Origin of the sequence: Ciceribacter sp. T2.26MG-112.2, assembly GCF_900492205.1 — a bacterium.
Lineage (GTDB): Bacteria > Pseudomonadota > Alphaproteobacteria > Rhizobiales > Rhizobiaceae > Allorhizobium > Allorhizobium naphthalenivorans_A.
This window is the reverse complement of record NZ_UEYQ01000014.1, coordinates 70183-89107: the sequence shown is the minus strand read 5'-3', so window position 1 is coordinate 89107 and position 18925 is coordinate 70183. Positions and strand designations below refer to the sequence as shown.

Here is an 18925-nt window from a genome sequence, read left to right as displayed (position 1 = left end):
TTCCCACCACATCGAGATGCGAAAGCTCCATGCCGCCGCCGAAACCATTGCCCGCATCGGGAACGCCATGGCGCGCATGCGGCTGATGATCGGCCGGCGTTTCATCGGCAATCTGGTGATCAGCCGCGTCGGCGGCGGCATGGAGCTTTCGCATCTCGATGTGGTGGGAACGGTCAGGCGCCTGCAGGCGAACCAGGAGGCCACCGTCGGGGCGATCGCCGAGGAGCTTCGGGTCGATCCGTCGCGATCGAGCCGGATCGTCGCCGATCTCGTGCGCCGGGGATTGCTGAAGCGGGAGGTTTCACAGGAGGACGCGCGGCGGGCCATCATCGTCATCACGCCGGTCGGCCACGACCTGCTGAAGAAGGCTGACGAGGTGAAGCGGGACACGATCCGCGATATCGTCGCGGATTGGCCGGCCGAAGATGTCGAACGCTTCGCCGAACTCTACGATCGCTTCATCTGCGGATTCGACCGGCGCCGGCAGCAATTCGAGATGGAATCGCAGGTCAGGACGGACGGCGAAGAATAACGACGCGCGAATAAAGGCCATCCAAGGCTATCGCGGAACCGTTGCGACCGGCCTCATCCGTTCAAAGACGAAGCCGGTCGGCGTCGCGCGGATTGAACCCCATCCGCCGGCATCGGTCCGCCCCAGGGAACACCGGCAGGCTCGGCGCGCGGTCCAACGACTGCGTCAGGCAGTCGCCGAAGGGGTCTTCATCGCATTGTAGATCTTGCGACCGAGAATGGCCGAGATCGGCAGCGCGACGACGCACCCGGCGGCAAACGCCCCGGCGATCTGCCAAGCCTCCATCATGCGCATGGCAAGGACGGCCGTTACGGCCGCGCCGCCCAGGGCGCTGGCAACCAGGATATAAAGAACTGCGGAAAGACGAAGCATGAAGCCCTCCATCGATTTACTTTCTGACCTGAAGACTAGACCTTGCCAAAGCTCCGGCATTGATCTGGCGCAAACTGTTCCGGCCAGGCGACAGGCGGATGATTTGTCGCAGCCGTGCTTGCCGTACCCGGCGCTTTCGGCCAAGCTCCGGCCGTCCCGGATGGGCAGGGAACCGTTTCGTGCCCCTTGGGCCGGTCGTCAACGGGGAGCGATGATGCTGAACAGGCGGATGATCCTTCAAGGGCTGGCAAGCCTGCCGGCCCTGCGGCTGGGTTTTTCCGCCGGTCAAGCGCGTGCCCAGCCACTGCCGATCGCCGCCGAACTGCGCGGGGCGCTGGATGCCGCGCAGGCCGGTATCGTGCCGGGGGCCGCCGACAACCAGAGCCGCAAGCTGCAGGCGCTGCTTGATGCCGCCGCCGCCAGCGGACAGCCGGTGTTCCTGCCGGCCGGCGCCTATGAGGTCTCCAACCTCGACCTGCCGGACGGCACGAAACTGTTCGGCGTCCCGGGCGCCACCCGCCTCACCTATACCGGCGACGGCCATCTGATCACCGCGCGGGACGCCCGCCATGTGGCGCTCTCCGGCATCACGCTCGACGGCGCCAATCGCTGGCTCGCCGACTATGCCGATGCGCTGGTTTCGTTTCGCGCCGTCGACGAGGTGCTGGTCAGCGACTGCGAGATCGTCGGCAGCCGCAAGCACGGCCTGCAACTGGAGCGGTCCGGCGGGAAGGTCAAAGGCTGCCGCATCACCGGCGCCGCCGATGCCGGACTGCTGGCAATCGAGACGAAGGCGCTCTCGATCCAGGACAATGACGTCACCGACTGCGGCAATGGCGGCATCCTGGTGCATCGCTGGATCAAGGGCGAGGACGGCGCCATGGTGAGCGGCAACCGCATCGCCCGGATCGGCGCGCGGGCCGGCGGCACCGGGCAGCACGGCAATGGGATCAACCTCTTTCGCGCCGACAATGTGCTGATTTCGGACAATCAGATTTCCGATTGCGCCTTTTCGGCGATCCGCGCCAATTCGGCGTCCAATGTCACCATCGCCACCAATCAGTGCCTGCGCTCGGGCGAGACGGCGATCTATGCGGAATTTTCCTTCGAGGGTGCGCTGATCGCCGACAATCTGGTCGACGGCGCGGCCAACGGCATTCTCGTCGTCAATCTCGACGAGGGCGGCCGCCTGTCGAGCGTCACCGGCAATATCGTGCGCAACCTGAAGCCCGACGGACCCTACAGCCATGACGGCGCCGGCTTCGGTTTCGGCATCGCGGTGGAGGCAGATAGCGTGGTGAGCGGCAATGTCATCGAGAAGGCACCGAAATGGGGGCTGATGCTCGGCTGGGGGCCTTTTCTGCGCAATGTCGTGGCGAGCGCCAACATCATCCGCGATTGCCCGGTCGGCATCGCCGTCTCGGTGGTCGAGGGGGCGGGCACGACACTGATTTCAGGCAATGTGATCGGCGGGGCGCCCGACGGCGCGATCCTCGGCTATCGCTGGAACGACAAGGCGACCGACGAACTGATCGACGGCGCCGCAGGCCACCCTCACCTGACGGTCGAGGGCAACCGGCGAGGCTGAGGCGACCGCCGGGGCGATTGCCTCTCGGGCGCGGCCACCGGATTGGTGGTTGCATCGCTATTTTAGGTTTTCCGTAACAAGTATTTAAGGCCTGCGTGCTTTCATTGACGATACACGGGAACCGCGCACAACGATGCTGACACAACTGCAGAACAAGATTCTCGAAATGATCGCCACCGGCCAATCGCTGGGCGAGACCGTCGATCTGTTGTGCCGCACAGTCGAGCAGACCGTACCCGACATCGTCTGCTCTGTCCTGGTCATCGATGCGCAGAAGCGGCTGCGGCACCTCTCCGGACCCTCGCTTCCCAAGGCCTATGCAGCGGCGCTGGACGGCACGGCCATCGGTCCCGGCGTCGGTTCGTGCGGCACCGCCGCCTTTACCGGAAGCCCGGTGACCGTCACCGATATCGCCACCCACCCGTTCTGGGCCGATTTCAAGCACTATGCGCTTCCGCTCGGGCTCGCCGCCTGCTGGTCGACGCCGATCATCGGTTCGGGCAAGGTGCTCGGCACCTTCGCTTTCTATTTCCGCACGCCGCGCGGCCCCTCCGAGTTCGAGCAGAAGATCGTCGATGCCTGCGTCCACCTCTGCGCCATCGCCATCGAGCGCGACCAGCGCGTCACCGAACGGCAAAGGCTGGCGGAGACCGACGCACTGACGCAATTGCCCAATCGCGGCCGGTTCAACGACGTGATTGCCGCGCAGGACAAGGCCGGCGCGCCTTGGGGCGTGCTGCTCGGCGATGTCGACAATCTGAAGCTGGTCAACGACACTTTCGGCCACCGGGCCGGCGACGACCTGATCTGCACCGTGGCGGCCAGGATCGCCTCCATCGGCGAGCCGGGCATGAGCTTTCGCCTCGGCGGCGACGAATTCGCCATCATCGTGACCGGCGAGGCGAGCAGGGATCTCTCTGCCATCGCCGCGCGCGTGCTGGACGCGGTCCGGCGCCCCTGCACATGCTTCGACCATGTGATCTATCCGTCGGTCACCCTCGGCGGCGCCGTGGCCATGGCCGGCGACAGCGCCGAGCAGGTGCGCCAGAACGCCGATTATGCGCTCTACCACGCCAAGGAACGGGCACGCGGAAACTACATCGAATACGTGCCGGGGCTGGGCACCGCGATCGTCAAGCGGTTCCGCGCCATCCAGGACGTCACGGAAGCGCTGCGCGAGAACCGTATCGAAGCCTATTACCAGCCGATCGTCGAGCTTGCGACCGGCCGGGTCGCCAATCTCGAGGCGCTTTGCCGGATGAAGACGCGAAGCGGCGAAATCCTGTCGGCGGCGCATTTCCACGAGGCGACCAAGGACGTCAACATCGCCTTCGAACTGACGCGGCGAATGCTCGGCAATGTCGCGGCCGACACGCGGCGCTGGATGGATGCGGGGATCGATTTCGGCCGGGTCAGCGTCAACCTGTCGGCGGCTGACTTCTACCGACCGGGCCTTGCCGAAAGGGTGGCGAGCCAATTCAACGAAGCGGGCATCCCCTTGCGGAAGGTTACCCTGGAGGTAACCGAAAGCGTTTATCTCGACCAGCGCGACCAGATCGTCGCCGGGCAGATCCGCGAACTGCGGGCGGCCGGCATGAGCGTCGCGCTCGACGATTTCGGCACCGGTTATGCCTCGCTCACCCATCTGCTCACCGTCCCGGTCGACATCGTCAAGATTGACAAGTGCTTCGTCCAGCGCATGGTCAATGACCAGCGCGGCGCCGTCATCATCAAGGGGCTGATCGACATTGCGCGGGGCCTTGGCATCGGCGTCGTTGCCGAAGGCGTCGAGACCGCGGAACAGGCCGAGACGCTGTACTGGCTGGGCTGTACCTATGCCCAAGGCTATCTCTACGCGCGGGCGATCGACTGTACGGCCATTTCGACGCTGCTCAAGGAGGGCCGCGTCATCGGTACGCCGCTTGGCGAAAACGAAGCCCCGCTCAGCGCCGCCGGCTGAGACGGCACTTTCCTCGGCGCTTTCGACCATCAGCGAAATTCATGGCCGGATCAGCGATCCGCGGCTTCTCATCGCCATGTTCGACCGATAGCCTTCCGGCAAATCAATCGGAGGGTTCCTTTCATGCTGAAGATCTATGGCGTCTACAAGTCGCGGGCGACGCGCACGCTCTGGCTTGCCGGCGAGCTCGGGCTGACGTTCGAGCACGTGCCGATCCTCCAGGCCTACAAGCTCGCCGACCCGATGGCGCCGGGTGTGAGGACCAATACCCGCTCGCCGGAATTCCTCGCCATCAATCCGATGGGGGCGATCCCGGCGATCGACGACGACGGTCTGCGGCTCTACGAGAGCATGGCGATCAACCTCTATCTCGCCAAGAAGCATGGCGGGCCGCTGGCGCCCAGGGACCTTGCCGAGGACGCGATGATCACCCAGTGGTCGTTCTTCGCGGTGTCGGAGATGGAAGCCAATGCGCTGAAGATCTCCATGGCTAATGCGCAGGGTCGGCTTGCCACCGAGGCGGGACAGGCGGAGGCGGACGTCGCTTCGCGCCTCCTGAAGCGGCCGTTCGGCGTGCTGGAACAGCATTTCGCCGGAAACGACTATGCCGTCGGCGGACGCTTCACCGTGGCCGATCTCAACCTCGCCGAAGTGGTGCGCTATGTTGAGCCCTATGCGCCGGCGCTCGAGCCCTTTCCCCATCTTTCGGCCTGGCTGAAACGCTGCCATGAGCGCCCCGCCTTCAAGGCGATGTGGCAGGCGCGTCTCGATGAGCAGGAGTGAGAAGGGCGCTGGGCGGGTTTGCCAGCTTGCGCCCCGCCCAGCGGCGGTCAGCAACCGCCTCAGCGCAGCTGCGTCATCCGGTAGCCGCCCTTGCGGATATGCAGGTGATAATAGGTGCCGGGCGATTGCGAGGTGATGAGGGTCTGGTAGATGGCCTCGGGCACGCCGAGGATCTCGTAGACGCCGCCCTTGCGCAGCTCAACCTCGAGCCGCAAGGCGTTCGGATCATAATCCACCGCCGCGATCTCACGCGACGAAAGCGTCATCCTGCTCATACACGCACCTCGTGCACATCCCGGCCGGGCCTGGCGCCCATCGTCGCTGCGGTCGATGGCATTGATTGTGCATCGCAACATGCAATTGTCAATTGCGAAGCGGCGCCGGGGCGCCCTTGCCGGGGTGTGCCGGCTTGCGCGCCGTGCGGATCGCGCTAGTCTGGACAGACAAGAAAATCGAGGAGACCCCATGCGACCCTTCCATCTGGCCTTTCCCATCACTGACATCGAGGCGACGCGGCGTTTCTACGGCACGGTGCTCGGCTGCCGCATCGGCCGCGAAAGCCCCGGCAAATGGATCGACTTCGACCTGTTCGGTCACCAGATGTCGGCGCATCTGAGAGCGGAAATGCCCAAGGACACGGCAAGCGGCGCGGTCGACGGCGATACGGTGCCGATTCCGCATTTCGGCGTGATCCTCGCCATGGAGGATTTCCTGGCGCTGGTCAAACGGCTGGACGCCGACCCGGACACGCGCTGGGGTCTGAAGCCCAAGCTGCGCTTCGAGGGACAGGCCGGCGAACAGCGCACCATGTTCATCTTCGACCCCTCCGGCAATGCGCTGGAGTTCAAGGCCTTCAACGACGACGCGGCGATCTTTGCCGTGTGAGGCCTTCCGCCGGGGCCGCCGCAGCGCGGTTCGGATGCCGGAATGGGCGCCTCTCCCCCTGACGCGGAGGGGCGCACCCGATGGGTCGTCATCACGAGCGGGCCGGTTCAGGCGCAGCCGGGCACGTCCTCCAGCCGGTACCAGACCGGAATGCCGCGCTCGGTGGCGATGCGCACGTCGTTGTCGGCACCCTTCGAGGCCCCGGGCAGGCGCAGCACGCCTTCGCACAATTGCAGGAGGCGGCCCGCCACCGGGTGGAAAATCTCCTCGTAGAGGTCGTCGCCGATCGTCTTTCCGCCGGCCGCATGCCAGACCGGCAGCGCCACCCATTCGCCGATCATTGGCACGTGCCCCGCCTTGAACAGCGCGTACGACGGCGCTTCCAGCCGTTTCAGGTTCTCCGCCATCTTCACCGGATCGTCGCCGGTGCCGGAGCGATAGGGGCCGGCAATCAGTATCAGCATGTCTTGTCTCCCATGGTTTCTTCCGCCTGCCTCCTGCAGGCTTGCCGACATTTGCGTGTTTATGCTGGCATGTCGAATCTATTCGTGCATTATCGTGAATCATTGGGACCATTCGTGCAGGAACGTGCAATGCTCGGCAGCCAGCGTAGAACCCACATCCTCGAAACGCTGCGGCGGGAGGGCCAGGCGCTCGCCGGCGCGCTTGCGCGCGAACTCGACGTATCCGAGGACACGATCCGCCGCGACATGCGCGACATGGCGGCCCAGGGGCTGCTCAAACGGGTGCATGGCGGGGCGCTGCCGGTCGCGCCAGACCTGCCGGACCTCGGTCTCCGGCGTGGCGTTGCCCATGCGGAGAAGGCGGCGCTCGGCGCCAGGGCGGCGGCCCTTATCCGTCCGGGCCAGATGGTGTTCCTCGACGGCGGCACGACGACGGCCGAGATCGTGCGACATTTGCGGCGCGACTCGGCGCTTACCGTTGCCACCCATTCACCGACCATCGCCGCCGAACTCGAGCATCACCCGCTGGTCGAGGTCATCCTGATCGGCGGCCGGCTCTACCGCCATTCCATGGTTTCGGTCGGGGCCGCGGCCATGCAGGCGATCGACGCCATCCGGCCCGACATCTTCTTCCTCGGCGTCACCGCCGCACATCCGCGCCACGGGCTGTCGACCGGCGATTTCGAGGAGGCGACGATCAAGCGGCACATTCTGTCCGCCAGCGTCGAGACCTATGTGGCGGTGACGGCGGCCAAGCTCGACGCCGTCTCCCCCTGCCGCATCGCGCCGCTCGATGCGATCACCGGGCTGATCGTGCCGGCCGGGATCGCGGCGGAGAGATTGGTAGCCTATCGCGAGGCGGGGGTGGCGGTGATCGAGGGATGATCAGCGACCGGCGTCACGGGGCGGCTCCGCTCGCAGCATATCGCGATGGCGGAAGCCCGACGAAGCGGGTGAAGGCGGTGCTGAAGGCACTGGCCGAACGATAGCCGACCCGTTCGGCGATTTCCTGAATGCCTATATTGCCCTTCATGAGGAGGTTTCTCGCCAGCGCCATCCGCCAGGAAATCAGGTATTCCATAGGCGCCACGCCCATCGCACGGCGGAAGCGCTTGAAGAATGCGGACCGGGAGAGTGCGGCTTCTCCCGCCAGTTGCTCCATCGTCCATTCACGGGTCGGATGTTCGTGCAGCAGGCGGATGACGGGCGCGAGGCGTTCGTCGCCGAGACCGCGCAGGATGCCGTAGCGGACGGTCTCACCCGAGGTAGAGCGCAGGGTCTCCAGCAACAGCACTTCCAGCAACCGGGCGAGGATTATCTCTCGCGCCGGCCTTTCGTTACGGGCTTCATCGGTCACGAGCCCGACGAGGGCCGACAGCCTTTCGTCTCCGCGGACATGAAAGAACCTCGGCAGCAGGGACAGTAGCAGTTCCGCATCCGGCGATCCGAAGGAGAAATGGCCGACCAGCAGCCGCGCATTGGCGGGCGCATCGGGATCGCCATGCCTGATCTCACCCGGAAGCCGGGTGACCGTGCGCGGATCGAGCGTCTCGTCCAGCGTCTCTCCGCTCCCCGACATGGTGAAGTTGCACATGCCGGGAACGAGCACGAAATCACCCGCGCGCAGCTCTACCGGGGCCTCGGCTTCCACCGCAAGGCGGGACGCGCCCTCGAGCATCACACAATAGAACGGGTTCCCCGGCCCGTCGCGGATAACGCTCCAGACACCGCCTCCGCTGACCGCTTTGGATAAGCCCGCGCTCGGCTGCAGCAATGTGACCATCTCGGCAAGCGGATCGCTCAAACGACACTCCTGATAATGCTTTATGGATCATGCATTATGTATCGCATCATCAGAACGATCTACCCTTCTTTCATCCGAAATCAATTAAGGAAAAGAAGCATGAAGACCGTTCTCATTACCGGCGCCTCCTCCGGGTTCGGACTGGAGACTGCGAAACTCTTCCTCGACAGGGGCTGGAGGGTCGTGGCGACGATGCGCACGCCGCGCGCGGATATTCTGCCCGTCTCGGAAAATCTCGACATCCTGGCTCTCGACGTGACGGACGTCGACAGCATCCGCAAGGCAGTCAAGGCAGCCGGTCCGATCGACGTTCTGGTAAATAATGCCGGCATAGGCTGGATGAATGCTGTCGAGGGAACGCCGATGGACATCGTGCGCGATCTCTTCGAAACGAACAGCTTGGGCACCATCGCGATGACGCAGGCGGTCCTGCCGCAGTTCCGGGAGCGCAGGCAAGGGGTCGTCATCAACGTGACGTCGAGCGTGACGCTGATGCCCCTGCCGCTGCTGTCGGTCTACACGGCGAGCAAGGCCGCCGTGAATGCCTTCACAGAGGCTGCTGCGCTGGAACTCGGGCCCTTCGACGTGCGCATGAAGATCGTCCTGCCCGGCCGCGCGCCGGCAACCAGCTTCGGCGACACGGCGCGATCAAGGATCCAGCAACACGGCGGTTTCCCAGAGGCCTATGCGTCGGTGGTCCAGTCCGTGTTCGCCGGATGGGAAGGACAGATGGAAACGGAAATCACCCAAGCGGACGATGTGGCCGAGGCCATCTGGTGCGCCGCGACCGATCCCGGCTCGCCGATGCGCATCCCGGCGGGCGCCGATGCGGTTGCCCTTGCGGGATAACTGCGAGTGGCTCCGACGAGAAAACGGCGAACCGTCCTGGATGCAGGGCCGTCCGAGCTTGCCCGAAAAAATCCCGGGTAAAATGCCGACAGATTGCTGAAAGGCAGCCCCTCATCCGGCTGCCGCCACCTTCTCCCCGTAAACGGGGAGAAGGGACATGCGGCACCGCCTGTCGATCATCCCCTCTCCCCGTTCACGGGGAGAGGGTTAGGGTGAGGGGCAATCGGAGAAGGCCACCGGCCAAGGCCGACAGACAAAACCTCACCCAAACATCACATCCGTCACCCGCACATCCCCCACATGCAGGCCGATCCAGTTGCGCATGGAGTGGTTGGCCATGGCCATCAGCGCGGCGTGCTCGGGCGTTTCCTTGTCGAAATGGCGGGCCAGCAGGGCGGCGATCATGCTCTCGGCGGCGCGAGTGGTGCCGTCCTCGCATTTGACGGCAAAGGACAGGCCCTTTTCCGGCAGGAGCGCACAGAATACGCCTTCGGCGCCGGTCTTGGCGAAGATTTTGCCGGGCGCCACCTGCATCAGCCGGGTGCAGAAGCGCTTCGTGCCGGCGACGTAGAAGGGCTCGGCCATGCAGGCCGCGATCAGGCGCTTTGACGCCGCCGCCCGGACCGGCTCCAGCCCCTTGCCGGTCGCCATCTTGCCAAAACCGCGGGCAAGCGAAACGAGCGGCACGGCATAGGTCGGGATCGAGCAGCCGTCGGTGCCGCAATTGTCGCGGCCAAGCGGCGTGCCCGTCAGGCTTTCCATGATGCCGCGGATTTCCGCCTGCAGCGGATGGTCGTAGCCGGCATAGCCGCGCGGATCCTCGCCCGAATGGCAGCAGGCGCAGACGAAGCCGGAATGCTTGCCCGAGCAGTTGTTGTGAAGCGCGGTCGGCTTTTCCAGCGTGCGGGCCTGGTGGATCAGCACCGGCTGTTCGAACGACCAGTGGGCGCCGCATTCGAGCACGCTTTCATCGCGCCCGGCGGCCTTCAGCATCGAGGCGGCGAGTGCCACATGCTCGTCCTCGCCGGAATGCGAGGAGCAGGCGAGCGCCAGTTCCTTCATCCCGAAACCATAGGCGTCGGCCGCGCCGCTTTCGACGAGCGGCAGGGCCTGCATCGCCTTGCAGGCCGAGCGGGGAAAGGTCACCGCATCGACATCGCCGGCGGAAAAGACGATGGCGCCGTCGCCATCGGTGACGACGGCCAGGCCGCGATGGCGGCTCTCGACAAGTTTACCGCGGGTGACTTCAACGGTGATCGGATTGTTCATGGCTCGCCTCAAAAATTCCGGATTGTCTCCGGCTCATAGCGCAAACAGACGCCCGATGCACGAGGTCCGCGATTGAAAACCATGCTGCGCCTGCTCACCATGCTGGCCCTTGTCTTTGTCCTGCCGACCCTGGTGTCGGCGGGGCTGTGGGCGGCCAAGGACCGGCCGGCGCGATGGAACGAGGCGGACTGGGGATCGGCCGGCATCCTGCCGAAGGCGGAGGAGACCCGGCAAGCCGCGATCCATGTCTTTTCGGCCATGACGGGCGGCATGAAGGGTTCGGTCGCCAGCCATGCCTGGATCGTCACCAAGCAGAAGAACGGCCAGTATCAGCGCTATGACAAGGTTGGCTGGGGCGCGCCGATCCGTCGCAATCATCGGCCGCCGGACGGCTACTGGTATTCCAATCCGCCGCGCCTCGTCACCTCGGTGAAAGGCCTCGAGGCCGAGCGGCCGATCCCGAAGGTGGAGGCGGCGATCGCCAGCTATCCGCATGGCGAGCCCGGCGGCTACCGGATCTATCCGGGGCCGAACTCGAATACGTTTGTCGCCCATGTGCTGCGTTCCGTGCCGGAACTGGGGGCGGTTCTGCCGCCGGATGCGGTCGGCCGCGACTATTTGCCGAACGGGGCCTTCTATGCGCTCGACAGCGACGGCCGCGACCTTCATTTGAGCCTCGGCGGGCTGGCCGGGCTTTCGCTCGGGGCCCGCAGCGGGCTCGAGGTCAATCTTCTCGGGCTGGTGGCGGGGCTGGATTTCCAGCAGCCAGCGCTCAAGCTGCCGGGATTTGGCGCGATCAGCTGGCCCGATTGAGCGGGTTCGAGTGAGACCGTTGCCATGAGGTTGCGGGCGCGGATCTTGCGCGATCTCGTCCGGGAAACATGCTTCAAGTGTCTGGCCACAAAAAAAGGGCCGCGCGAGGCGGCCCTTCCATGAGTTTGGTCCCATTCCGGACCCGGATCACGCGGCGCGATCCGTAGCAAGGCGAGGTCAGGCCGAGGGCTGCCCCGTCGAGACCATCGTCTTCGCCAAGCCCGTCATGCAAACCGAAATCTCATTAGACATTCGATCACCTCCCTTTCGTTCGTTAACACTGAACAGAAGATGGGCGTCGAGGCCCAAGGTTTCAAGGGGCGTCGATCAGGAGGCTTCGCCGGAGAAGGGCGTGGTGCGCGGCGGCAGCGGCTCGACATCGATATGCTCGGGCGCCAGACCCGCCCTCGCCCGCGCGGCCATGGCCTCGAAGCCGCGCTCCAGATGGCGGCAGAAGCGTTCGTTGTCGAACAGCGGCGCCGTGAAGCGGGCCGCGTCGAGGCGCGACCTGAGGGCGGTGAGCGCGTAAGGGTCGCGGGCCAGCATCACCGCCTTGTCGACAAGATCCCGGTCGGTCTCGGCAATCAGCTCCGGCAGGCCGATCGCCGTCAGGAGGCTTGCGGATACCCGGCTGGCGAAGGTCCTGCCCCTTGTCGCGAGCACCGGCAGGCCGGCCCACAGCATGTCGGAGGTGGTCGTGTGGCCATTCCACGGCCGGGTGTCGAGCGCGAGGTCGGCGAGCGGGAGGCGACTGACATGCTCGGCATACGGCCGGTTCTCGGCAAAGATCAGGCGTGCCGGATCGACGCCGCGGGCCTGCAGGGCGGCGGTGAAATTGCGCCGCGCCTCGGGCGAGCGGCAGAGGATCCATAAAAGCGAGTCCGGCACGGCGGACAAAACCGCGACCCAGAGCGACAGCGTGGACGGCGTGATCTTGTAGCTGGCGTTGAACGAGGCGAAGACGAAGGCGTCCTCAGGCAGGCCGACGTCGCCGCGTTCCATCGGCCGCGGCCGCGGGCGGGTGCGCCAGTTGTTGGCCTGGTAGGTCTCCGGCAGGCGGCAGAGCTTTTCGGCGTAGAAAGGTTTGGCACTGTCGGGTGTTATGATCGGATCGGTGATCGCATAGTCGAGCTCGACGCCGGTGACGGAGCCGGGGAAGCCTAGATAAGTGACCTTGACCGGCGCGTCGGAGAGATTGACGATGCCGAGACGGGCGCCCATCGTGTGGCCCTTGAGGTCGACCAGGATGTCGGTCCGGTGCTCGGAGATCAGGGCGGCCGCCGCCTCGTCGGACAGATGGCCGACCGGAACGATCCGGGCGCGCAGGTGTTCCGGCCAGGCGGCCTGCTGGGCTGCGGAATGGCGCTCGGTATAGCAGAACAGTGTGACGTCGAAGCGCTCGAGGTCGTGGGCGGCCATGGCCTCGAGGAACAGCGTCATCGTCGCATGGCCGTGGAAATCATTGGACAGGTAGCCGATGCGGATCTTTTCGCCCGGGGCGGAGAAGGCCCGGCGGGTGCGGCCGGTCGCCGACCGCAGGGTCGCGGCATAACTCGATGCTTCCTGGCTCGGGCGGGCATTGAGCGCCTCGTCGTCGCACCAGAGGATGCGGCCGAGCGCCGGCTCGCGCGCCATCAGGCCGGCGGCAAAGGGCGCGTCCGGCTCGCGCATCAGCGCCTCGTGGCGCTCGATGGTGGGGAAATCGAGAACCTCGCGGGCGACCGCGAATTTCGAGACGTTGAGGAACAGGTCGTCGGGGCGGGTCAAGAGCGCCCGGTCGAGTTCGGCATAGAGCGCGTCGAAGCGGCTCATCAGCCGGTGATGATTGACGATCAGCGCCATGTGCCGGTCATTGTCGCGATCGAGCCGTTCCAGCATCGGATCCATGTCGCCCCAGCGGCCGCGGGTGAAGAAGGCGCTGGCGACGGTGAAGGCCAACTCGGGGTCTGCGGGGTTGAGCTTCACGGCCCGGACGCCGACGGCGAGCATGAGATCGGTCAGACCGGCCGCCTGGGCAAGCGTCACGGCAAGCTTCAGATAGCCGGCGGCGGCCTTGTCGTCGGCCTTGTCCGCCGCGCGGGCAAAGGCCTCGGCGGCGGCCGTGCGGTTGCCGGACTTGAACTGGATATTGCCGATCAGCGCCAGGAGGCCGGGATGGTTCGCGCCGCCTTCGGCCATGGCCTTCTCGGCGAACTTCAGCGCCGCCGGCAGCCGCCCGGCCTGATATTCCTTGAGCGCCTGCTCGAAGCTCTTCTTCATGGCCTTCGCCTCCATCCGTCGCCGGCAGGCTTACGGACCGACGGTTGCACGAAACTGGCGCTCAGGGATGTGGGGTGGGCGCCGCTGCGTTTGGGGCTTGCCCCCTCATCCGCCTGCCGGCACCTTCTCCCCGTGAACGGGGAGAAGGGACGAGTGGCGCCGCCGTGGCCGTCCCCTCTCCCCGCCTGCGGGGAGAGGGTCAGGGTGAGGGGCAGAAAAATGCCAAACTGGCAGCAAGCACCACGAAGCGCCACCCACGCAGCGTTGACCGCTTGGCGGCATAGGTTCGCGCCGCTGGCGCGCTCCTCTGGCGTTCAAATCACGTCGCGCAGCGCACGGTCGACAAAATCGTCCGGGTCGCTGGTGAAGTCCTTGTAGAGCTTGAAATGCCGCGTATCGCGCAGGTCGATGTCCGCAATGCCGGCGCGGGTAATCTCCAGCAGCCGGGCACCGGGGACCGCCATCAGGATGGGTGAATGCGTCGCCATGATGACTTGCGCATTGGCCGATCCCTGGATCTCATGGAGAAGGCGCAGCAGTTCCAGCTGGCGCTTCGGGGAAAGCGCGCTTTCAGGTTCGTCGAGAAAGTAAATTCCCTGCTTGCTCATGCGCTCTTCAAAAAAACGCACGAAACCTTCGCCATGGCTAAAGGACAAGAAGTCGGGCGGCGCAGCATTGGCGTCGCGGGCCGCTTCGTCGAGAAAGCGCGCCACAGAGAAGAAGGATTCCGCACGAAAGAACCAGCCCGCCGTGACCTTCGGCAACCAGGCGGCACGCAGCGCGCTGGCCAGCAGGGCTCCGCTGCGGTCCAGCGCACGGGAGTGGTCAACCGGCCTGTAGCCCTTGCCGCCCCCGGCCTCGTCATAGCCGCACAACGCAGCCACGGCCTCGATGAGGGTGGATTTTCCAGTGCCGTTCTCACCCACGATGATGGTCACCGGTGTCGCGAAATCGACGGCAAAATCCTGGTCGAGCCAGGGCAGGTCGAACGGATATTGTTCGCCCAACCGAGCATCCTCCCGCACCCAAAGGCGCTTCAGATACGGGGCTGGCAGGCTTGTCGATTTCGCTTTTCGTATTGCAGACATCGGCACCGGGTTACCAGTTGAAACTTTATGACCACAGCAATGCGACCTCCAACGGAAGACGTACAAGCTCCGTTATCTGGAAGCCGTCCGAAAACGCCCCCCGCCCTCACCCCAGCCTGAGCACGATCTTGCCGATATGCTGCGAGCTTTCCATCAGCCGGTGGGCCTCGACGACCTCGTCGAAGGGCAGGACGGTGTGGATGACGGGGGCGACGGTGCCGGCTTCCAGCAGCGGCCAGACCTCGGCGACGAGTTCGTCGCGGATGCCGCGTTTCTCCTCGGCGGTGCGAGGGCGCATGGTGGAGCCGGTGACGGTCAGGCGTTTGACCATGATCGGGCTGAGGTCGACCTTGTCAGCCACCGAGCCGCCGAGGAAGGCGATGATCGACAGGCAGCCGTCCTTGGCGAGACAGGAGAGGTTCTTCTGGAAATAGGCGGCGCCGATCATGTCGAGCACGGTATCGACGCCACGCCGATCCGTCTCGGCCTTGATCACTTCGACGAAATCCTCGGTCCTGTAGTTGATCGCCCGCTTGGCGCCGAGATCGGTGCAGGCCTTGCATTTCTCGTCGGAGCCGGCGGTGGCGAAGACCTCCGCACCGAAGGCTTTCGCCAGCTGGATCGCGGTGGTGCCGATGCCCGACGTGCCGCCGTGGATCAGCACGGTCTCGCCTTCGGTCAAGCCCGCCATCTGGAAGAGGTTGGCCCAGACGGTGAAGAAGGTTTCCGGCAGGGCCGCGGCCTTCACGGCGTCAAAACCCTTCGGCCAGGGCAGCGCCTGGCCGGCGGGCACCGCACAGTATTCGGCATAGCCGCCGCCATTGGCGAGCGCGCAGACCGCGTCGCCGACTGCAAATTCCGTGACACCCTCGCCCAGCGCCACCACCTCCCCGGCCACTTCGAGGCCGAGCACGGGGCTTGCGTCCTTCGGCGCGGGATAGGTGCCCTGGCGCTGGGCGACATCGGGGCGATTGACGCCGGCGGCTTCGACCCGCACTAGGATATCGCCCGACCTTGGCGAGGGCAGCGGGCCGGTGGCGAAGGTCATGACATCGGCCTCGCCGAAGGACGGCAGGTCGACGTAGCGCATGGATGCAGGAAGCGGCATGGCGGATGTCCTCTCACTCGGCGCGGATGTCCCGACATAAGCCATGGGTCACGATCTGGAAAGGAGGCTCATTGACGCGGAGGCTTCTGTCCTGCCCGCCCTTGCGCTATCGCCGGCCGCCCGTAGCGAGCGGTCCGGCGGTTCTCAGCGACCCAGGTAGACGTCGATCACCAGGCCGCTTTCGCTGCTCTTCGCCTTTTTCTTCAACTCGGCGATCTCGGCCGAGACACGGTTGACGTCGTCGATCACCAGCCCCTGCGGCAGTTCGAGCACGCCGATCGAGCAGCGCATCAGCGGGAATTCGCGGTCGCGGCCATGGCGGTCCTGGCCATGGATGCGGCCGGTGCTGCGGTCCTCTTCGGAATAGAGTTCGATCACGTCGTCGTGGAAGTCGGAAAGAAGCCGGTCGAGGATCTCGGTCAGTTCCTCGCGGCTCCAGTCGCGCAGGCCGATGAAGAAATCGTCGCCGCCGACATGGCCGAGGAAATCGCCCTCGGCGAAGAAATAGCGACGCAGCAGGGCGGCAAACAGCGAGATGGCATGGTCGCCGCTCTGGAAACCGTAATGGTCGTTGAACGGCTTGAAGTGGTCGAAGTCGCAATAGCAGAAGAACCGGCTGTCATCGCCGTCGCGGGCGAAATCCTGCATGAGGTCGCGGATCGCGCGATTGCCGGGAAGCCCGGTCAAAGGATTCTGGTCCTGCGCGGTCTTCAACTGCTTCTCGTTGATGATGCGGATCAGCGAGGCGGCCGAGACCACGCCGGCATAGCGCATGTTCTCGGTGAGGATGACGCAGTCGGAACCGTCCATATTCGCGAAGATCGACATCAGCCGCTCGGCATCGGCATCGAGGCCGACGATCGGGGCGCGCTCGACGAAATGCGAGATCGAGCGTTCGTAGATCTTGTTCTTCAACAGGTCGCGGCCGAAGGGCTGGTAGATGAATTCCTTGAGGTGGAACTCGTTGATGATGCCGCGCGGTTCGCCATTGGCATTGAGCACCGGGAAGAAGGACTGGCGCGGATTGCGGCGGAACAGATCGAAGACGCTGTCGATTCCCTCGTGCTCGAAGACCGTCGGCATATGCTCGATCTGCCGGCGAATGAGGATCTCGTCGAGCGACTGCGTCGAGCGGCGTACCTTGCCGATCTCCTGCAGGTGCGGGAATGACGGCTTCAACTCGTTCATCAGCGTGGTCGGACGGGCGATGAACCAGCCCTGTACCAGATCGACGCCGAATTCGCGGCAGGCGATGAACTCGGCTTCCGTCTCTATACCCTCGGCGATCACCCGCACACCGAGCACGTGGCAGAAGTTGACGATGTTCTTGACCAGATGGCGCTTGCGCGGATTGCCGTCGAGGCCGGCGATGAAGTGGCGGTCGATCTTCACATAGTCGACCGGAAAGTCGCACAAGAGCTTCATCTCACCATGGCCGACACCGAAATCGTCGATTGCCAGCTTGAAGCCGGATTTCCGTAGCCGCGCCACGAGGCCGGCAAATTCCGGCACGCTGGTATTGTCGAAGCGTTCGGAGAGCTCGAAGCATACCGAGGATGGCGGTATATTGGCCAGGCGCAGGTGTTGCAGCACACTGTCGAGCAGTTCGTCGCCATGGGCGATCAACCGGACGTCGAGATTGAGAAAGAGCGTGGTGTCGGAGAAATGCGGCAGCGTGGCGAACTTGGCGAGCGCCCGGCTCGCCACCATCTGCTCGATCGATACCAACTGGCCCGAGGCCGCCGCCTGGTCGAGCAGGTCGAGGGGGCTGTCGAAGCCGATCCGGTCGTGGCCGCGCATCAGGCTCTCATAGCCGAACACGGCACCCGTGCCGACCTCGACGATCGGCTGCAGCGCGTTTTCGACGACCAGCTTGGCAAGGGTCAGCAACTGGTCATTGGCAAAGCGGCGCAAGATGCCCGTCTCCAACGCGGCGCCAGTAACCATTGTCTTTCTCCAAAATCCATTTGTTGTTATGGCCGCAAGGCTTGCTTGGAAATCGTCAAGAAAACCTTTCCGCAATGTGAAGGTTCGATGAAGGTTTCATGACCGGCGAGCCGCACAGAACCGACGGACTGCCGTCGACAGGCCGGCCCAAGGGTTGCGCTCGCGCAGCAACGGATGCGGCAAAGGCTGGCGGATCAACCGGCTTGGGTGCCATCGAGCAGGCGACAGCCGAGCGCGGCGATGGCGATCTTGTCCCGGCGATATTTGTCGTCGAGCTCCGCCAGCGCCGCGGGATCGTCGAGCACGACCTTGGGATTGGGTTCCTCGAACGGGAACTTTCTCATCAGCGTACCCATGCTGGCCAGTTCCGTCCGGGTCAGGATGTCCTGCAAGGCCTCCATCACCTGCCAGCCCTTGGCGGTCAGCGAACGATTGATGGCAAGGTTTCCCGGCGGAACGAAGAGTTCGACCGGGACGCCGGGCGCCAGAACATCGAGTACCGCGCCCGGAGCATCGCGATAGTGCTCGTAGGTCCAGACCGTCAGCCGGTCGGCGCCCACCACGTTTGCAACATCGGCCACGACCTCGGCCCAGCCACGCGCGCCCCCTAGGAAATCCGCCGTCACGCTTTCGAGCGGAGGCACACGCCGGCCCTGGATGACCAGATGAAGGTACATCGAGACGATGAATTCCGGGTAGTTGCGGATGCAGAGGAAATAGTGGGCGTCGTTCGGCCCGGCCGCGCGTTTGACCGCGGAGACCATGCGCACGGCATGGGGATAGAGCCTGTGTTTGGCCGCGATCGGTGCCAGGCCGCCCAGAAGGTTCTCATCCGAGATCACCACCAGGGACGAACCCGACAAAGGGACAAGCTGTTCGCGAAACCTGTTTTCGATCGTCGGCGAAAGCAGCCTGATGAAGGCAGGGTATCTGTTTTCAATCCGGTTGAGAAAGGCCGAATAGCGCTTTCGAAACTCCGGCATGGGGATATAGGCCATGCCGGCATCGGCGAACTTCGCCTCGTTCTTGCGCAAGTGAAACTGAAGTGACGTGCTGCCCGTCTTGTGGGCGCCAAGATGGATATGCAGCTTCATAAGACACCTTCAGCCTTCACCGATGCCGACCGGCTTTGGCGAAAGCGGTCCCGACGCTTCTAGCATGTTTGCCGACGCGGCCTCAACTCGAGAGGGCCCGTCCGCCGCGC

Annotated in this window: 18 protein-coding genes; 8 read left to right on the top strand and 10 right to left on the bottom strand. The window is 64.8% G+C overall.

Going from position 1 to position 18925, the window contains the following annotated elements:
* The first annotated feature begins 16 nt into the window (after positions 1-16).
* Complete coding sequence (locus tag DYZ14_RS17550) at positions 17-532, top strand: MarR family winged helix-turn-helix transcriptional regulator (RefSeq protein WP_154721895.1); 516 nt, start codon at positions 17-19, stop codon at positions 530-532.
* A 165-nt stretch (positions 533-697) separates the two neighbouring features.
* Here the strand turns inward: DYZ14_RS17550 and DYZ14_RS17545 are convergent, their stop codons facing one another.
* Positions 698-904 (bottom strand): hypothetical protein, encoded by a 207-nt coding sequence (locus DYZ14_RS17545; protein ID WP_154721887.1) that lies wholly within the window; start codon positions 902-904, stop codon positions 698-700.
* 214 nt (positions 905-1118) lie between these two features.
* On the opposite strand from DYZ14_RS17545, the gene DYZ14_RS17540 reads away from it, so the two are divergent.
* The 3 genes from DYZ14_RS17540 (at position 1119) to DYZ14_RS17530 (ending at position 5235) form a co-directional block, all read left to right on the top strand.
* Positions 1119-2492 carry a TIGR03808 family TAT-translocated repetitive protein gene (locus DYZ14_RS17540; RefSeq protein ID WP_154721886.1) on the top strand — a complete coding sequence of 458 codons (1374 nt, stop codon included), beginning with the start codon at positions 1119-1121 and terminating at the stop codon, positions 2490-2492.
* Between the two features lie 133 nt (positions 2493-2625).
* Positions 2626-4452 carry a putative bifunctional diguanylate cyclase/phosphodiesterase gene (locus DYZ14_RS17535; protein WP_154721885.1) on the top strand — a complete coding sequence of 609 codons (1827 nt, stop codon included), beginning with the start codon at positions 2626-2628 and terminating at the stop codon, positions 4450-4452.
* A 123-nt stretch (positions 4453-4575) separates the two neighbouring features.
* A complete protein-coding gene (locus DYZ14_RS17530; RefSeq protein ID WP_154721884.1) occupies positions 4576-5235 on the top strand; it encodes a glutathione S-transferase family protein in 660 nt (219 codons plus the stop codon).
* A 59-nt stretch (positions 5236-5294) separates the two neighbouring features.
* On the opposite strand, the gene DYZ14_RS24150 is transcribed toward DYZ14_RS17530, so the two are convergent.
* Positions 5295-5510: a KTSC domain-containing protein gene (locus DYZ14_RS24150; RefSeq protein WP_195950008.1), complete on the bottom strand. Its 216-nt coding sequence runs from the start codon at positions 5508-5510 to the stop codon at positions 5295-5297.
* A gap of 190 nt (positions 5511-5700) precedes the next feature.
* Between DYZ14_RS24150 and DYZ14_RS17520 the strand changes: the two genes are divergently transcribed.
* Positions 5701-6120, top strand: a complete 420-nt coding sequence (locus DYZ14_RS17520; protein ID WP_154721882.1) for a VOC family protein — start codon at positions 5701-5703, stop codon at positions 6118-6120.
* A 107-nt stretch (positions 6121-6227) separates the two neighbouring features.
* Here DYZ14_RS17520 and DYZ14_RS17515 read toward each other — a convergent pair whose 3' ends face one another.
* Positions 6228-6584, bottom strand: coding sequence for a DUF4406 domain-containing protein (locus DYZ14_RS17515; protein WP_154721881.1), 357 nt, complete (start codon positions 6582-6584; stop codon positions 6228-6230).
* Between the two features lie 129 nt (positions 6585-6713).
* Here DYZ14_RS17515 and DYZ14_RS17510 point away from each other — a divergent pair, with 129 nt between their 5' ends.
* A complete protein-coding gene (locus DYZ14_RS17510; protein WP_154721894.1) occupies positions 6714-7469 on the top strand; it encodes a DeoR/GlpR family DNA-binding transcription regulator in 756 nt (251 codons plus the stop codon).
* 13 nt (positions 7470-7482) lie between these two features.
* On the opposite strand, the gene DYZ14_RS17505 is transcribed toward DYZ14_RS17510, so the two are convergent.
* Positions 7483-8388, bottom strand: a complete 906-nt coding sequence (locus DYZ14_RS17505; protein WP_154721880.1) for an AraC family transcriptional regulator — start codon at positions 8386-8388, stop codon at positions 7483-7485.
* A gap of 99 nt (positions 8389-8487) precedes the next feature.
* Between DYZ14_RS17505 and DYZ14_RS17500 the strand changes: the two genes are divergently transcribed.
* A complete protein-coding gene (locus DYZ14_RS17500) occupies positions 8488-9237 on the top strand; it encodes an SDR family oxidoreductase (protein WP_154721879.1) in 750 nt (249 codons plus the stop codon).
* A 261-nt stretch (positions 9238-9498) separates the two neighbouring features.
* Here DYZ14_RS17500 and DYZ14_RS17495 read toward each other — a convergent pair whose 3' ends face one another.
* A complete protein-coding gene (locus DYZ14_RS17495) occupies positions 9499-10506 on the bottom strand; it encodes an asparaginase (RefSeq protein ID WP_154721878.1) in 1008 nt (335 codons plus the stop codon).
* Positions 10507-10578: 72 nt separating this feature from the next.
* Between DYZ14_RS17495 and DYZ14_RS17490 the strand changes: the two genes are divergently transcribed.
* A complete protein-coding gene (locus DYZ14_RS17490; RefSeq protein ID WP_154721877.1) occupies positions 10579-11319 on the top strand; it encodes a DUF3750 domain-containing protein in 741 nt (246 codons plus the stop codon).
* Positions 11320-11646: 327 nt separating this feature from the next.
* Here DYZ14_RS17490 and DYZ14_RS17485 read toward each other — a convergent pair whose 3' ends face one another.
* From DYZ14_RS17485 to DYZ14_RS17465, 5 genes are all read right to left on the bottom strand, one after another.
* The gene (locus DYZ14_RS17485) at positions 11647-13578 is read right to left on the bottom strand and encodes an O-linked N-acetylglucosamine transferase, SPINDLY family protein (RefSeq protein WP_195950007.1); all 1932 of its coding nucleotides are present in this window, start codon (positions 13576-13578) and stop codon (positions 11647-11649) included.
* A 314-nt stretch (positions 13579-13892) separates the two neighbouring features.
* On the bottom strand, positions 13893-14666 hold the full coding sequence (locus tag DYZ14_RS17480; protein WP_154721875.1) for an AAA family ATPase: 774 nt from the start codon (positions 14664-14666) through the stop codon (positions 13893-13895).
* A gap of 106 nt (positions 14667-14772) precedes the next feature.
* Entirely contained in the window at positions 14773-15774 is a 1002-nt protein-coding gene (locus tag DYZ14_RS17475; RefSeq protein WP_195950006.1) for an NAD(P)H-quinone oxidoreductase, read from the bottom strand.
* Positions 15775-15918: 144 nt separating this feature from the next.
* Positions 15919-17721, bottom strand: coding sequence for a bifunctional diguanylate cyclase/phosphodiesterase (locus tag DYZ14_RS17470; protein ID WP_195950005.1), 1803 nt, complete (start codon positions 17719-17721; stop codon positions 15919-15921).
* Between the two features lie 194 nt (positions 17722-17915).
* Positions 17916-18815: a hypothetical protein gene (locus DYZ14_RS17465; protein ID WP_154721873.1), complete on the bottom strand. Its 900-nt coding sequence runs from the start codon at positions 18813-18815 to the stop codon at positions 17916-17918.
* Positions 18816-18925 lie beyond the last annotated feature (110 nt).

Coding starts and splice junctions, on each gene's coding strand:
- DYZ14_RS17500 (WP_154721879.1), top strand. CDS start 8,488: ATGAAGACCGTTCTCATTACCGGCGCCTCCTCCGGGTTCGGACTGGAG.
- DYZ14_RS17475 (WP_195950006.1), bottom strand. CDS start 15,774: ATGCCGCTTCCTGCATCCATGCGCTACGTCGACCTGCCGTCCTTCGGC.
- DYZ14_RS17550 (WP_154721895.1), top strand. CDS start 17: ATGCGAAAGCTCCATGCCGCCGCCGAAACCATTGCCCGCATCGGGAAC.
- DYZ14_RS17485 (WP_195950007.1), bottom strand. CDS start 13,578: ATGAAGAAGAGCTTCGAGCAGGCGCTCAAGGAATATCAGGCCGGGCGG.
- DYZ14_RS17530 (WP_154721884.1), top strand. CDS start 4,576: ATGCTGAAGATCTATGGCGTCTACAAGTCGCGGGCGACGCGCACGCTC.
- DYZ14_RS17510 (WP_154721894.1), top strand. CDS start 6,714: ATGCTCGGCAGCCAGCGTAGAACCCACATCCTCGAAACGCTGCGGCGG.
- DYZ14_RS17540 (WP_154721886.1), top strand. CDS start 1,119: ATGCTGAACAGGCGGATGATCCTTCAAGGGCTGGCAAGCCTGCCGGCC.
- DYZ14_RS24150 (WP_195950008.1), bottom strand. CDS start 5,510: ATGAGCAGGATGACGCTTTCGTCGCGTGAGATCGCGGCGGTGGATTAT.
- DYZ14_RS17470 (WP_195950005.1), bottom strand. CDS start 17,721: ATGGTTACTGGCGCCGCGTTGGAGACGGGCATCTTGCGCCGCTTTGCC.
- DYZ14_RS17515 (WP_154721881.1), bottom strand. CDS start 6,584: ATGCTGATACTGATTGCCGGCCCCTATCGCTCCGGCACCGGCGACGAT.
- DYZ14_RS17480 (WP_154721875.1), bottom strand. CDS start 14,666: ATGTCTGCAATACGAAAAGCGAAATCGACAAGCCTGCCAGCCCCGTAT.
- DYZ14_RS17495 (WP_154721878.1), bottom strand. CDS start 10,506: ATGAACAATCCGATCACCGTTGAAGTCACCCGCGGTAAACTTGTCGAG.
- DYZ14_RS17520 (WP_154721882.1), top strand. CDS start 5,701: ATGCGACCCTTCCATCTGGCCTTTCCCATCACTGACATCGAGGCGACG.
- DYZ14_RS17465 (WP_154721873.1), bottom strand. CDS start 18,815: ATGAAGCTGCATATCCATCTTGGCGCCCACAAGACGGGCAGCACGTCA.
- DYZ14_RS17535 (WP_154721885.1), top strand. CDS start 2,626: ATGCTGACACAACTGCAGAACAAGATTCTCGAAATGATCGCCACCGGC.
- DYZ14_RS17545 (WP_154721887.1), bottom strand. CDS start 904: ATGCTTCGTCTTTCCGCAGTTCTTTATATCCTGGTTGCCAGCGCCCTG.